This is a genomic window from Cupriavidus phytorum (genome assembly GCF_003254285.1).
In the GTDB taxonomy this organism is placed as follows: domain Bacteria; phylum Pseudomonadota; class Gammaproteobacteria; order Burkholderiales; family Burkholderiaceae; genus Cupriavidus; species Cupriavidus phytorum.
Genome location: NZ_QKZN01000005.1, coordinates 115889 through 130583 on the forward strand (window position 1 = coordinate 115889; position 14695 = coordinate 130583).

A 14695-nucleotide genomic window follows, 5' to 3' on the forward strand; every position below is an offset into this window, starting at 1 on the left:
TCAGATTTGCCACAGCCTTTGCGCCATGCCGGCGGACATCCAGCGGCCGCCATCCCCCACGATCAGCCCCTCGACGCCGGCGATGCCGCCGACCAGCCGAGCCCAGGCTGCCTCGCCGGCCACCATCAGCGCGGCGCCCAGTCCGTTGACCGCGGCCACGGTGGGTGCCACCAGCGTGACCCCGTGCGGCCCGGCCGACGGCAGGCCGGTGGCGGGATCGAGCACATGGTGATAGCGCCGTCCCCCGGCGACAAAGCAGCGCTCGTAGTCGCCTGACGACGCCACCACGGCGTCGCTCACCTGCAGCACGCCTTGCAGCCGCGCCGGCGCGAGCGGGTCGCGCAGCCCGATGCGCCAGTCGCGCCCCTGCAACTGGCCCGTGGCCAGCACATCGCCGCCGCCGTTGATCATCGCATTGGCCAGTCCGTGCCGCCGCAGCACCTGCATGCCCGCATCGAGGATCGGCAGCTTTGCTATGCCGCCGAGGTCCAGCCGCATGCCGGGGCGGGCCAGCATGGCCGTGCCGCGCCGGGCGTCGAGCCGCACTTGCCGGTAGTCCACCAGCGGGCGCTCGCGCGCCAGTTCGGCGGCGTCGGGCAAGCGGTTGCCATCGGCGCCGAAGCGCCAGCCGGCGAACGCGCCGACGGTGATATCGAAGGCGCCGCGGGATCCTGCCGAAACTGCCGCGGCAGCCTGCAGCACCGCCATCAGTTCCGGCGCCACGTGCAGCGCGTGGCGGCCCGCCGCGCGCTGCAGCGCGTTGACCTGGCTGTCGGGGCGATAACGGCTCATCAACTGCTCCAGCCGCGCCATCTCGGCAAAGGCTGCGGCGATGGCGGCCTCCACCGCGCCGTGGCAGTGGTCCTGCACGACGATGTCGACGCGCGTGCCCAGCAGGCGGCGCGATGCACGCGTGACCGAGGGATCGGCCAGCGCCGGCCGCACGAACATCGCGGTGGCGAGCAGCGGCACGCTCGCGGCCCCGCGCACGAGGGCGCGGCGCCGGCGGTCGATGTGGTCAAGCGGGGCGATGTGGGGGAGGGAAGGCTGTGCAGGCAGTAGGGTCTTGAAGCGCATGACGAGGTGGTATCGATCGCGAAAGCGGCGGTAAGCCTTGCCGTGCCGCCATTCTGTCCGCGCTGCCGGAGAAAAACATGCATCGCTAATGAATATTCAAGAGAACCATGACGATCATCAAGCTCGATCGCGCCAACTGCTTCGACCATCTGTAGCCGGCAGCAGCAAGCCACCACAAGACAACACAAGCAGCAAGCCGGCGGAGCGGACTCCGCCTTTGCCATGACGGTTCGAGGAACGAAGATGACCAGGCATACGCAGCATCCCCTGCCACCCCACGATGCACCGGCCGCGCCCGGACGGCGGCGCTTCATCAATACCGCGGCGCTCGCCGGCCTTGCCGGTGTGGCGGCGTGCACCGACAACGGCGGCGCGCCGGTCGCAGCCACGGCCGCCAGCGGCGCCGGTGCCCACGCCGGCCATGCCGGCGACACGGCCACCGCGGCCACCACGGTGCACCTGAAGCCCGGCGAGCTGGACACCTATTACGGGCTGTGGAGCGGCGGCCATGCCGGCGACATGCGCGTGCTGGGCCTGCCCTCCGGGCGCGAGCTGCACCGGATTCCGTGCTTCGTGCCGGACGCGCTGACGGGGTGGGGCATCACCAATGAATCGAAGCGCGTGATGGGCACGCGCGCCGACGGCAGCCTGCAGTACACCGTCGGCGATACCCATCACGTGCATGCCTCGTACAAGGACGGCAACTACGACGGCCGCTATGCCTGGATCAACGACAAGATCAATGCCCGGCTGGCGCGCATCCGGCTCGACTACTTCATCTGCGACAAGATCACCGAGCTGCCCAATGTGCAGGGCTTCCACGGCATCTTCCCCGACAAGCGCGATCCCGTCGACGCCAGCATCAACTACACCACGCGCGTGTTCTGCGGCGCCGAGTTCGGCGTGCCGCTGCCCAATACGCCGACCGAGGACGGCAGCAAGTACCGCTCGCTGTTCACCTGCGTCGATGCCGAATCGATGGCGGTGCGCTGGCAGGTGCTGATCGACGGCAACTGCGACCTGGTGGCGACCTCGTACGACGGCAAGCTGGCCGCGACCAACCAGTACAACGTGGAAATGGGCGTGCGCTTCGAGGACATGATGTCGGCCGAGCGCGATGCCTGCCTGTTCTTCAACATTGCCCGCATCGAGGCGGCCGTGAAGGCCGGCAAGTTCAGGACCATCGGCGATTCCAAAGTGCCGGTGGTCGACGGCACGCATGCCGCCAACCAGGACCCGGCCACGGCGTTGACCGCCTATGTCTCGGTGCCGAAGAACCCGCACGGTGTCAACGCCAGCCCCGACCAGAAGTACTTCATCTGCGCCGGCAAGCTGTCGCCGACCGGCACGGTGATCGAGCTGGCCAGGGTGCTGGACTGGTTCGACGGCAAGCTGGCCAGGCTGGACGACGCCATCGTCGCGGAAGTCGAGCTGGGCCTGGGGCCGCTGCATACCGCCTTCGACGGCCGCGGCAATGCCTACACCACGCTGTTCCTGGACAGCCAGGTGGTCAAGTGGAATATCGACGCGGCGATCCGCTTCCACCGTGGCGACAAGAGCGCCAAATACGTGGTCGACCGGCTCGACGTGCAATACCAGCCCGGCCACCTCAATGCCTCGCAATCCGAGACCGTCGCCGCCGATGGCAAATTGCTGGCGGTGGGTTGCAAGTTTTCGAAGGACCGCTTCCTGCCGGTGGGCCCGCTGCATGCCGAGAACGAGCAGCTGATCGACATCTCCGGCGACAAGAAGGTGCTGCTGGCGGACCACCCGGTGCACAGCGAGCCGCACGATTTCATCATCTTCCGGCGCGAGCTGCTGCGGCCGAAGCAGGTCTACGCGCTCGAAGATTTCCCGCTGGCGATCAAGGATGCGCAGCAATCGGGCGTGTTCCGCAACGGCCGCAAGGTAACGGTCAAGCTGACCTCGCAGGCGCCGGTGTTCAGCCTGCGCGAGATCAGGCTGAAGCGGGGCGACGAGGTCACGCTGATCCTGACCAACCTCGACAAGATCGAGGACCTGACGCACGGCTTCGCCATCCCGAAGTACAACATCAACTTCATCGTCAATCCGCAGGAGACCGCGTCGGTAACTTTCGTTGCCGACAAGCCCGGCGTGTTCTGGTGCTATTGCACCCACTTCTGCCACGCGCTGCATCTCGAGATGCGCAGCCGCATGATCGTCGAGGCCTGAGACGGTCTGGCGTAGCGAGGCCCGCGGCACATCGGCCGCGCGCAGCGCTACGCCTGCCGCCTTTCCATGATGCACGCAATCTTCAAAGGACTCGTCGCGGTCCTCGCCGCGTGGCTATTCTCGCTTGGCCTGGTCGCGCCGGCGCATGCGGGCGCCTACGAGGCCGAGCTGCCGCCGCAGCTCGCCACCGCTATCGACCTGTGCGCGCTGGTGCCGTGCGCGCAGGTGCTGCCCGGCGCCACACATTTTTCGGCACGCATGGGCCAGCCGCCCTATGTCGAGGGCTACCGCACCGGCCCCGGCGGCCAGCGCGAGCTGCTCGGCTACGTCATGCTGTCCACCGACATTACCGATACACCGGCGTATTCGGGCAAGCCGGTGGTGACGCTGATCGGCATGGACACGCAAGGCCGCTATGCCGGGGTCAAGGTGCTGAAGCATTCGGAGCCGATCCTGCTGCTGGGCATCCCGGAATCGGCGCTGCTCGATTTCAACCGGCAGTACGTCGGCAAGTCGGTCGCCGACAAGATCGAAGTGGGGCAGTCGCGACCCGACGAAGGCGTGGTCGGCGTCGATGCGATTTCCGGCGCCACGGTGACGGTGATCGCGCAGAACCAGGTGCTGACCACGGCAGGTGCGGCGGTGGCGCGGCAGGTTGGCATCCTGGCGCCGACGCAACGCGCGCCGGCGCGCTACGTTGAAAGCGGTACGCACTACAGCTGGCCGCAACTGGTGGCGATGGGCGCGGTGCAGCGCCTGCTGGTGCAGCCCGCGCAGGTCGGCCTGCCGGGCGGCGACGGGCCATTTATCGAGCTGTGGTTCGGCGACCTCAACCATCCCGATATCGCGCGCAGCGTGCTGGGCGATGCCGGCTGGCAGGGCCTGCGCGCGCAGCTGCGGCCGGGCGAACATGCCATCTTCGTGATCCGCACCGCCGGCACCGAGTCGTTCAAGGGCTCGGGCTTCGTGCGTGGCGGCATCTATGACCGGGTGCAGGTGCGCCAGGACGCCGACGCCTTCACCTTCCGCGACCTCGACTACCGGAACCTCTATGGCGTGGCCGCGGCTGGCGCGCCGGCGCCGACCGAGTCGGCGATCTTCGTGATCCGTTCGCCGGCGTTCTCGGCGGCGTATCCGTGGAAGCTGTCGTTCCTCGGCAACCGGGTCGACCGCGCCACGGGCACGCGCAGCTTTGCCAGCTTCGACGCGCCGTACTGGCTGCCGGCGGCGCTGCTGCAGGGCGGCCGCGCCCATATCGACGTGCCCGAGGCGCCGTGGCGCAAGGTTTGGCATCGGCAGGCCGGCACCATCGCGCTGTTCGTGGCGCTGCTGGGCGCGGTCACGCTGGTCTACGCGCTGCGCGACCGCCTGACGCGGCGTGCCACCCACCGGCACAAATGGCCGGTCAACGCGATCAAGTACACGGCCTGGGCCCTCAGCATCGTCTTCGTGGGGTTTGGCGCGATGGCGCAGCCTTCGGTGACGCAGGTGCTGACGTGGTTCCACGCGCTGCTGCTGCGCTGGGACTGGGCCTTGTTCCTGAGCGATCCCTTTATCTTCTGCTTCTGGATCTTCATCATCGTCACGGTGCTGCTGTTCGGGCGCGGGCTGTTCTGCGGCTGGCTGTGCCCGTTCGGCTCGCTGTCCGAGGCGCTCTACAAGCTCGGCCGTTTCCTGGGGCTGAAACGATGGCAGCGGCAGTTGCCGCGGCACTGGCACGACCGGCTCAAGTGGGTCAAGTACGGCGTGTTCTTCGGGCTGCTGGCGGTTTCGGTGTTTTCGATGGGGCTGGCCGAGCGGCTGGCGGAGATCGAGCCGTTCAAGACCACCTTCCTGGTGGGCATCGCGAACCGCGCGTGGCCCTACGGCCTGTTCGCATGCGCGCTGCTGGCGCTGTCGCTGTTTGTCGAACGACCCTACTGCAAGTACCTGTGCCCGCTCGGCGCGGCGCTGGCAATGCCGAGCACGTTCCGCTGGTTCGGCCTGCGGCGGAAGCCCGACTGCAACCGCTGCAAGGCATGCGCGGCGGGCTGCGGCGCGCAGGCGATCGATGCCGATGGCCGCATCGACCAGCGCGAGTGCCTGCATTGCCTCGACTGCATGGTGCTCTACACTGATACGCACGGCTGCCCGCCGCTGGCACGCGAGCGCAAGCGGCGCGAGCGCGACGGGCTGCCGCTGACGCCGGTGGGGCGCAACGGGTATTTCATTCCGCTGGTGCCGGTGACGATCGCTGCGGCACAACCGTCGGACCCCGATCCACGCATGCCGACCGATCCCGTGACGCCGCCCTACGCCGCCACCACGGGCGCCGCGCGCTGCTTCGCCGAACTATGGGACCACCTGTGGCCCTGGAGCGGGCAGGGCTGGCGCTCCGCCGCCGCGTTGCAACTGGCGGGGGTTGCGGTGGCGCTGGCGGCGACCGTGGCGTGGGCGCTGGCGGCCAGCGGACAACTGCGCGCCGGCGCGGTGATCGGCTGGTGGCTGGGCTGGAGCCTCTACGAGGTGCTGATCCGCCTTTCGGCCAAGCGCTATGTCAAGGATGGTCCGTGGTGGCGCGGCCGCTACCGGCGCGCCACCGTGATGGACATGCTCAGCTATGTCGGCTTCAAGAACCTGCTGGTCGGTGCCGTGCTGTTCCTGGCGCTGAAGGCGATGGGGAGGCTGGCCGCATGAAGCCGCTGTCCGGTATCCCGTTGCTATGGCTGGTCTGCGGTATGACCGGCGCGCTGGCGGCGACCTGGCGTGTGCAGCCCGGCCAGTCGCTGCAGGCGGCGATCGATGCCGCGTCCGCGGGCGACACCATCGAGATCGCGCGCGGCCACTACATTGGCAACTTCACCGTCTCCAGGCCGCTGGTGCTGCGCGGCATCGCGCGGCCCACGCTCAGCGGCGCGCTGCGCGGCGATACGCTGCGCCTCGCCGCGCCCGACGTGACGGTCGAGGGGCTGATCGTGCGCGACTCCGGCGACAGCCTGAAGGACCAGAACGCCGGCATCTACATCCAGCCCGGCGCGCACCGCGCGGTAGTGCGGCACTGCGAGCTGACCTACAACCTGTTCGGCCTGTGGATCGAAAAGGCCGACGAGGTCCGCGTCGAGGCCAACACCATCACCGGCAAGCGCGACTACAACTCGGCGCAGCGCGGCAACGGCGTGCAGCTCTACAACACGCGCGGCGCGCGCATCCTCGACAACCACATCAGCTTCGTGCGCGACGCGCTCTATGTCGACGTCTCGCACCACGCCGTGTTTCGCGGCAACCGGCTGCACCATAGCCGCTACGGCACTCATTACATGAACTCGTACCACAACCTGTGGGAGAACAACGACAGCTACCGCAACCGCGGCGGACTGGCGTTGATGGAGGTGCGCGACCAGTTGGTGCGCAACAACCGCACCTGGGCCAATGCCGACCACGGCATCATGCTGCGCACGCTGCAGGACTCGGTGATCGAAGGCAACGTGGTCGCGCACAACCAGCGCGGCTTCTTTATCTACGATGTCGAGTATGCGCAGCTGCGCGGCAACCTGGTGCTCGGCAACGCCATCGGCGTGCACCTGTCGGCCGGATCGACGCGCAACGTGGTGCAGGGCAATGACTTCATCGGCAACCGCGAGCCGGTGCGCTATGTCGGCGCGCGCGACGAGGGCTGGGGCGGACGCAACCCGTCCGAGCGTGCGCAAGGCAACTACTGGAGCAACTACCTGGGCTGGGACCGTGATGCCGATGGCGTGGGCGATATCCCGTACCGGGCCAATGACGTGGTCGACCGGCTCAGCTGGCGCTATCCGGGCGTGGCGTTGCTGCTGGGCAGCCCGGCGCTGCAGGCGCTGCGGCTGGCGGGGCGCCAGTTTCCGGTAATCCGTGCGCCGGGAGTGGTCGACGAATATCCGCGCATGCGCCCGGCCCGCGCCAACTGGGGGCAATGGCATGAGCCGGCCGACACCAGCCGCTGATCCGGCCATGGATGCCATCGTGCTGTCCAACGTCAGCAAGCACTTCGGCGCGCTGCGCGCCGTCGACGATGTCAGCTTGAGCGTCGGGCAAGGCGAGCTGCTCGGGCTGATCGGCCATAACGGCGCGGGCAAGAGCACGCTGTTCCGGATGATGCTGGGCCTGTTGCCGCCGACGCACGGCAGCTTGCGCGTGGCCGGCGCCAGCGTGGGCAGCCGCGCCTTTCGTGCGGCACGCCGCGGCATCGGCTACCTGCCCGAACATCTGGTGCTCCATGACAACCTGAGCGGCCTGGAGACGCTGCGCTTCTTCGCGCGGCTGAAGGGCGTGAAGGCGGAAGCGTGCGCGCCGATGCTCGACCAGCTGGGCCTCTCCTCTGCCGCCACGCGCCCGGTGCGCGAATACTCGAAGGGCTTGCGCCAGCGGCTGGGCTTTGCGCAGGCGCTGCTGGGTGCCCCGCGCGTGCTGTTCCTGGACGAGCCGACCAACGGCCTGGACCCCGCCGCGATCCGCGACTGCTACGCCATGCTGAACGCGCTACGCGAGCGCGGCGTCACCATCGTCATCACCTCGCACATCCTGGCAGAACTGCAGCAGCGCATCGACCGCTTTGCCATCCTGTCCGCTGGCCGGCTGCAGGCCGCCGGCAGCCTCGAGGCGCTGCGCGCCCGGGCCGGCCTGCCGCTGACGCTGGTGCTGCGGGTCGAGGCGGGCGCGCGTGACGAGGCGCTGCGCCGGCTGCGCGCGCTGCCCGCGCTGGAGATCGACGGAGCGCCGCCTGGTGCGCTGACGGTGCGTTGTGCGCCCGTCGCCAAGATGACGGTGCTGGCCGCGCTGCAGCCGCTCGCCGGCCGGCTGCTGGACCTGCAGATCCGCGAGCCGTCGCTCGAGGATCTGTTTCTCGGAATGAAGGAGTAAGGGATGGCGGAGTGGTTCGACGCGCGCCAGGTGGCGGCGCTGGCCGGCAGGGAATTCCGCGACCGCCTGCGCAACCGCTGGGTGCTGGCGGTGGCGGCGGTGTTCACCGCGCTGTCGCTGGCGATCGGCTACTTCGGCGGCGCCGAGCAGGGCGTGCTGGGCCCGCGCTCGCTGGAGCTCGTCATCACCAGCCTGGCCAGCCTGGTGATCTACCTGGTGCCGATGATCGCGCTGCTGCTGGGCTTCGACGCCGTGGTGGGCGAGCGCGAGCGCGGCTCGCTGGACCTGCTGCTGTCGCTGCCGCTGACGCGCGGCGAGCTGTTGCTGGGCAAGTACCTCGGCCTGGCCGCCGCGCTGGGGCTGGCCACGGCCGGCGGCTTTGCGCTGATGGCGTTGCTGCTGGCGCGCCAGTTCGGCTGGGCGGGGCTGTATCACACCCTCGGCTTTGTCGCCAGCGCGGTGCTGCTGGGGCTGGCGTTCCTGAGCCTGGCGCTGTGGCTGTCGGTGCTGAGCCGCGACCGCGCGCAGGCGTCGGGGCTGGCGATCGGGCTGTGGTTCTTCTTCGTGCTGGTGTTCGACCTGCTGCTGCTCGGCATGCTGGTCGCCGGCAGCGGCGCGGACGCGCAGCATGCCGCCACCGACTGGATCGCGTGGCTGCTGTTGCTCAACCCCGCCGACCTGTTTCGCATCGTCAATGCCTTTTCATTGGACCAGCTGCGCAGCGCCGGGGGCGTTGCCAGCATCGTGCCGCCCGCGCTGGCCAGTCCGTGGCCGACCGGCGCGGCGCTGCTGGCGTGGATCGCCGTGCCGCTGGGTCTTGCCGCCAGGAGTTTCCGCTGATGTGTACCCCGTTTTCATTGCATCGCCGCAATTTGGTGCTGACCCTTGCCGGCGGCGCCGTTTTGATCGCCGGCTGCGGCCGCAAGCCGGAGGCCCCGGCACAGCCGCAGGAATTCGACGCCGCCACCGCCTGCGCGCTGGACGGCATGCTGCTGGCGGATTACGCCGGGCCCAAGGCACAGGTGTTCTATGCGGGCGAAGGGCGTCCGCACTGGTTCTGCGATACGGTGGAAATGTTCCACGCGCTGCTGCGGCCGGAACAGGTGCGGCCGGTGCGCGCGGCGTTCGTGCAGGACATGGCGCAAGCCGACTGGGAGCAGCCGCGCGGCCACTGGTTCGACGCCACCACCGGCCTCTACGTCGCCGGCAGCCGGCGCCACGGCGCGATGGGGCCGACGCTGGCCAGCTTCAGGACGGAACGCGATGCGGCCGCCTTCGCTGCCCGCCATGGCGGGAAACTGCTGCGCTACGCCGAGGTGACGCCGGAACTGGCTGACCTCAGCGGCGGCGCGATGCACGACAGCCGGATGTAGCACGGCGGGCCGGGTGCCCGCCGTTGTGACTTCAGTGGCCGCTTCAGTTGCCGCTGCCCGACACCAGCCGGCGCTGGCGCACCGATTCGGCCAGGCCCTCGAGCACCTTGACCGAGTCGTCCCAGCCGATGCAGGCATCGGTGACGGACTGGCCATAGGTCAGCTCGTCGACCGGCTGGCCCTGGACGTGGTCCTGGCGTCCGGCCACCAGGTGCGATTCGACCATCACGCCGATGATGCGCTGGTCGCCGGCGGCAATCTGGCGGCCGATCTCGGCGCATACCGGGATCTGGTTCTCGTGCTTCTTGCTGCTGTTGGCATGCGAGGCGTCGATCATCAGGCGCGAGGCCAGGCCGGCCTTGGCGATGGCATCGCACGCTTCCTGCACGCTGGCAGCATCGTAGTTGGGCGCCTTGCCGCCGCGCAGGATCACGTGGCAGTCCTCGTTGCCCGAGGTCGATACGATCGCCGAGTGCCCGCCCTTGGTCACTGACAGGAAATGGTGCGGCTGCGACGCGGCCTTGATCGCGTCGACCGCAATCTTGACGTTGCCGTCGGTGCCGTTCTTGAAGCCGACCGGGCACGACAGTCCCGACGCCAGCTCGCGGTGCACCTGCGACTCGGTGGTGCGCGCGCCGATCGCGCCCCAGCTGACTAGGTCGGCGATGTACTGCGGGCTGATCATGTCGAGGTATTCGGTGCCGGTGGGCACGCCCATTTCGCTGATGGTCAGCAGCAGCTCGCGCGCGGTGCGCAGGCCGTCGTTGATCTTGAAGCTGCCGTCCATGTGCGGGTCGTTGATCAGACCCTTCCAGCCCACCGTGGTGCGCGGCTTTTCGAAATACACCCGCATCACCACCTCCAGCTCGCCGGCGAAGCGCTCGCGCTGCACCTTGAGCAGCTTGGCGTATTCGAGCGCGGCGCGGGTATCGTGGATCGAGCACGGGCCGATGATGACGATCAGCCGGTCATCCATGCCGTGCAGGATGCGGTGCATGGCCTGGCGCGCGCCGTAGATCACGTCCGAAGCCTGTTCGGAGCAGCCGAACTCGCGGATCAGGTGCGCGGGCGGCAGCAGCTCCTTGAGTTCGCGGATGCGCAGGTCGTCGGTGTTCTTCAGCATGATGGCTCCAGGATTCTTGTGAGGTCGTGAGGGTGTGGGAAAACAAAGGGGTATAAAAAAACCGCCAGGGTCGCTGGCGGTTTTTTTTGTATTCGGGGCGCTGCTTACAGCCATCCCTCCCTATCCGCCAGCGGTGTGAGATCGCCAAAAAAGTAAAAGTAAAACTTAGCGGACATGGCGGGAAAAGGCGTTGGCTTGGGTCAGCTTGAAACGATTTTCTTCGCGGGCGCCGGATTTATGCTGCACTGCGTGGCAGAAAGGCAGGAAATTGCGCGCCGCTTCGGTAATTTTCGTTGCGCATTGGCTGCTCGCCGCGCGACGAAGCATCTTTATAGCGCCTTTTGCCGGGGTTGGCAAGTGTCGCCGCAGCCATGCCGTGCGCTGGCGCACCAACCCGTCTTGCATTTCGGCGCGGCCTTGCGAGCCTGCTGCCGCCGCCGCTTTTCGGCTTTTCCAGGGATGGCCGATGGCTATATTGGAAGCGGGGAGCAGTCACACGGGGAGGTGCATCATGAGCGTCGATGAAGCGAGGCTGAATGCCTTCATGGAAAAATTCGTCGGCGATATCGGCGCGGTGATGCATGCCGCGACCGTGGTCGTCGGCGATGAACTGGGGCTGTACAAGGCGCTGGCGGAAAAGCCGATGACCGTCGCCATGCTCGCGGCGAAGACCCATACCGACGAGCGCTATCTGCGCGAATGGCTGTCGGCGCAGGCGGCCAGCGGCTATGTCGACTATGACGCGGGCTCGGCGCAGTTCAGCCTGAACGAGGAACAGGCCTATGCGCTGGCGCAGGAAGGCAGCCCGGCCTTTATCCCGGGCGCGTTCCAGATCGCCGTGGCGCAGTTCCGCGCGATCCCGAAGATGATCGACATCTTCCGCAATGGCCGCGGGCTGGGCTGGCACGAGCACGACCCCGCGCTGTTCCACGGCACCGAGCGCTTCTTCCGGCCCGGCTATGCGGCGCACCTGGTGTCGGAATGGATCCCGGCGCTCGACGGCATCGCGGCGCGGCTCCAGGCCGGGGCCATGGTGGCCGACGTGGGCTGCGGCCATGGCGCGTCGACCATCATCATGGCGCAGGCGTTTCCGGCGTCGCGCTTCGTCGGCTTCGACTACCACGAGCCCTCGGTGCGCCATGCGGCCGAGGCCGCGCGCCGCGCCGGCGTGTCCGAGCGCGTGCGCTTCGAGGTCGCCAGCGCCAGGGACTATGGCGGCACGGACTATGACCTGGTGGCGGTGTTCGACTGCCTGCACGACATGGGCGATCCGGTGGGCGCGGCGCGCCACGTGCGCGAGACCCTGCGCGCCGACGGCGCCTGGATGATCGTCGAGCCCTTTGCCAACGATGCGCTGGAGCAGAACCTGAACCCGGTGGGCCGGGTGTTCTATTCCGCATCGACCTTCATCTGCACGCCGGCATCGCGTTCGCAGGAAGTCGGCCTGTGCCTGGGCGCGCAGGCGGGCGAGGCGCGCATGCGCGCGGTGGCGGAGCAGGCGGGCTTCCGCAGCTTCCGGCGGGCGGCGCAGACGCCGTTCAATCTGGTGTATGAAGTGCGGCCGTGAGGGGGGTGGCCGCCTTGCTTGCTGATTGGGTGCTCCCTCTCCCGCTTGCGGGAGAGGGGGGCAAACCAGTGGTTAGCCAGCTGTCTTACGCCGTCCCGCCCACCGTCATATTCTCGATGCGCAGCGTCGGCTGGCCCACGCCCACCGGCACGCTCTGGCCTTCCTTGCCGCACACGCCCACGCCTGAATCCAGCCGCATGTCGTTGCCGATCATGGTGACGTCCTTGAGCGATTCCGGGCCGTTGCCGACCAGGGTCGCGCCCTTGACCGGGTAGGTGATCTTGCCGTCCTCGATCATGTACGCCTCGCTCGCCGAGAACACGAACTTGCCGTTGGTGATGTCGACCTGGCCGCCGCCGAAATTGACCGCATACAGGCCGCGCTTGACGCTGGCGATGATCTCCTGCGGGTCCTTGTCGCCGTTGAGCATGTAGGTGTTGGTCATGCGCGGCATCGGCAGCGCGGCATAGCTTTCGCGGCGCGCGTTGCCGGTGACCGGCATCTTCATCAGGCGCGCGTTGAGCGTGTCCTGGATATAGCCGCGCAGGATGCCGTCCTCGATCAGCGTGGTGCACTGGGTCGGGTTGCCTTCATCGTCCAGGTTGAGCGAGCCGCGGCGGTTGGCCAGCGTGCCGTCGTCGACCACGGTCACGCCCCTGGCCGCGACGCGTTCGCCCATGCGGCCGGCGAACGCCGACGAGCCCTTGCGGTTGAAGTCGCCTTCGAGGCCGTGGCCGACCGCCTCGTGCAGCAGCACGCCGGGCCAGCCCGGGCCCAGCACCACGGTCATGGCGCCGGCCGGGGCCGGGCGCGCATCCAGGTTGACCAGCGCCGACGACACCGCCTCGTCCACGTACTGCTGCAGCAGGTCGTCGGTGAAATAGCCATAGGCATAGCGGCCGCCGCCGCCCGACGAGCCGATCTCGCGGCGCCCGCCCTGTTCGGCGATCACCGTGACCGAGACCCGCACCAGCGGGCGCACGTCGGCGGCGATCACGCCGTCGCTGCGCGCTACCAGCACCACGTCGTACTCGCCCGCCAGGCCCGCCATCACCTGCACCACGCGCGGATCCTTGGCGCGCGCCATGCGTTCGATGCGTTCCAGCAGCGCCACCTTTTCCGCCGCGCTCATCGAATCGAGCGGGTCGTTGGGCGTGTACAGGTTGCGCCCCGCATGCGTGGCCAGCTCGCCGGCGACCTTGACGCGGCCGCTGCCGGCCTTGCCGATGGTGCGCGTGGCGGCCGCTGCCTGCGACAGCGCGGGCAGGCTGATTTCATCCGAATACGCGAACGCGGTGCGGTCGCCCGAGACCGCGCGCACGCCCACGCCCTGGTCGATGCTGAAGCTGCCCGACTTGACGATGCCTTCCTCCAGGCTCCAGGCCTCGTTGCGGGTGTACTGGAAGTACAGGTCGGCGTAGTCGACCTTGTGCGTGAAGATATCGGCCAGCACGCGCTGGAGCCTGGCTTCGTCCAGGCCGTACGGTGCCAGCAGCAGTTGCTGCGCGGTGGCCAGGTTGCGGATTCCGAGATCGCCGGCGTTCATGAGAAGTCCTTTTTTTCCTTGGGCCGCGCGGGCTGGCCGGCGCGGCAAACAATCCTGTGGGCGAGGGCGCCATCGGCCCCCGCGCTTGCGTACATGCTACAGCACCCGGTGCCGCAATGCCGGCAGGTTCTGCCGGACTTCCTCCAGCCGCGCCGGGTCGATCACGCCGCCGACCACGCCTTCGCCTTCGGGCAGCATCGCCAGCACTTCGCCCCACGGGTCGACCAGCATCGAATGGCCCCAGGTGCGCCGGCCGTTCTCGTGCTTGCCCCCCTGCGCTGCCGCCAGCACATAGCACTGGTTTTCGATGGCGCGGGCGCGCAGCAGGATTTCCCAGTGCGCCTGCCCGGTGGTGTAGGTGAAGGCGGCCGGCATCAGGATCAGGCTGGTGCCGCCGTCGGCGGCCAGGCCGCGGTACAGCTCCGGAAAGCGCAGGTCATAGCACACCGACATCGCCACCCGGCCGCACGGCGCGTCGAAGCTGACCGGCGTGCGCCCGGCCAGGATGGTGCGCGATTCGTCATAGCTTTCGGTGCCGCGGGTGAAGCCGAACAGGTGGATCTTGTCGTAGCGCGCGATGCGCTCGCCGCGCGGGTTGAAGGCGAGCGAGGTGTTGTACACGCGCTGCGGGTCGTCGCACCACATCGGCAGCGTGCCGCCGACCAGCCAGATGCCATGGCGGCGCGCCGCGTCGGCCAGGAACTGCTGCACCGGGCCGTCGCCGTCGTGCTCGCGCACCGCGACCTTGTCGGTTTCGGCGCGGCCCATGATGCAGAAGTACTCGGGCAGCAGCACCAGTTCGGCACCGCCGGCGGCGGCCTCGGCGATGCGCGCCTCGGCGCGCGCCAGGTTGGCGTCAAGCGAGGTGCCGGTCACGGTCTGGACGGCGGCAACGCGGAACGGGGCGGGGCTGGCTGGACTGGCTGGCGTCATGGGGGCGG

12 protein-coding genes are annotated in these 14695 nt (G+C 68.5%); 7 read left to right on the forward strand and 5 right to left on the reverse strand.

All coding sequences use genetic code 11. The features are described 5' to 3' along the window. Nucleotides 1–951 carry an FAD:protein FMN transferase gene (locus C7416_RS14730; RefSeq protein WP_240988204.1) on the reverse strand — a complete coding sequence of 317 codons (951 nt, stop codon included), beginning with the start codon at nucleotides 949–951 and terminating at the stop codon, nucleotides 1–3. A gap of 369 nt (nucleotides 952–1320) precedes the next feature. Between C7416_RS14730 and nosZ the strand changes: the two genes are divergently transcribed. The 6 genes from nosZ (at nucleotide 1321) to C7416_RS14760 (ending at nucleotide 9518) form a co-directional block, all read left to right on the forward strand. Further along, on the forward strand, nucleotides 1321–3270 hold the full coding sequence (gene nosZ, locus C7416_RS14735; protein ID WP_111519613.1) for a TAT-dependent nitrous-oxide reductase: 1950 nt from the start codon (nucleotides 1321–1323) through the stop codon (nucleotides 3268–3270). A 69-nt stretch (nucleotides 3271–3339) separates the two neighbouring features. Further along, nucleotides 3340–5946 carry a 4Fe-4S binding protein gene (locus C7416_RS14740; RefSeq protein ID WP_111519892.1) on the forward strand — a complete coding sequence of 869 codons (2607 nt, stop codon included), beginning with the start codon at nucleotides 3340–3342 and terminating at the stop codon, nucleotides 5944–5946. Next, nucleotides 5943–7229 (forward strand): nitrous oxide reductase family maturation protein NosD, encoded by a 1287-nt coding sequence (locus C7416_RS14745; protein WP_111519614.1) that lies wholly within the window; start codon nucleotides 5943–5945, stop codon nucleotides 7227–7229. The genes C7416_RS14740 and C7416_RS14745 overlap by 4 nt, the downstream gene beginning before the upstream one ends. Further along, complete coding sequence (locus C7416_RS14750) at nucleotides 7204–8145, forward strand: ABC transporter ATP-binding protein (RefSeq protein WP_111519615.1); 942 nt, start codon at nucleotides 7204–7206, stop codon at nucleotides 8143–8145. The genes C7416_RS14745 and C7416_RS14750 overlap by 26 nt, the downstream gene beginning before the upstream one ends. Before the next feature lie 3 nt (nucleotides 8146–8148). Further along, nucleotides 8149–8985, forward strand: a complete 837-nt coding sequence (locus C7416_RS14755; protein WP_111519616.1) for an ABC transporter permease — start codon at nucleotides 8149–8151, stop codon at nucleotides 8983–8985. Then, the gene (locus C7416_RS14760) at nucleotides 8985–9518 is read left to right on the forward strand and encodes a nitrous oxide reductase accessory protein NosL (RefSeq protein ID WP_111519617.1); all 534 of its coding nucleotides are present in this window, start codon (nucleotides 8985–8987) and stop codon (nucleotides 9516–9518) included. The genes C7416_RS14755 and C7416_RS14760 overlap by 1 nt, the downstream gene beginning before the upstream one ends. Before the next feature lie 43 nt (nucleotides 9519–9561). Here the strand turns inward: C7416_RS14760 and aroG are convergent, their stop codons facing one another. After that, nucleotides 9562–10641, reverse strand: a complete 1080-nt coding sequence (gene aroG, locus C7416_RS14765) for a 3-deoxy-7-phosphoheptulonate synthase AroG (RefSeq protein ID WP_092313941.1) — start codon at nucleotides 10639–10641, stop codon at nucleotides 9562–9564. A 165-nt stretch (nucleotides 10642–10806) separates the two neighbouring features. Beyond that, on the reverse strand, nucleotides 10807–10968 hold the full coding sequence (locus C7416_RS29160; RefSeq protein ID WP_172583563.1) for a hypothetical protein: 162 nt from the start codon (nucleotides 10966–10968) through the stop codon (nucleotides 10807–10809). Between the two features lie 184 nt (nucleotides 10969–11152). On the opposite strand from C7416_RS29160, the gene C7416_RS14770 reads away from it, so the two are divergent. Next, nucleotides 11153–12208 carry a class I SAM-dependent methyltransferase gene (locus C7416_RS14770; protein WP_111519618.1) on the forward strand — a complete coding sequence of 352 codons (1056 nt, stop codon included), beginning with the start codon at nucleotides 11153–11155 and terminating at the stop codon, nucleotides 12206–12208. 85 nt (nucleotides 12209–12293) lie between these two features. Here the strand turns inward: C7416_RS14770 and tldD are convergent, their stop codons facing one another. Both tldD and C7416_RS14780 read right to left on the reverse strand, forming a co-directional pair. Then, nucleotides 12294–13754 (reverse strand): metalloprotease TldD, encoded by a 1461-nt coding sequence (gene tldD / locus C7416_RS14775; RefSeq protein WP_111519619.1) that lies wholly within the window; start codon nucleotides 13752–13754, stop codon nucleotides 12294–12296. 96 nt (nucleotides 13755–13850) lie between these two features. Next, on the reverse strand, nucleotides 13851–14687 hold the full coding sequence (locus C7416_RS14780; protein ID WP_111519620.1) for a carbon-nitrogen hydrolase family protein: 837 nt from the start codon (nucleotides 14685–14687) through the stop codon (nucleotides 13851–13853). Nucleotides 14688–14695: the final 8 nt, after the last annotated feature.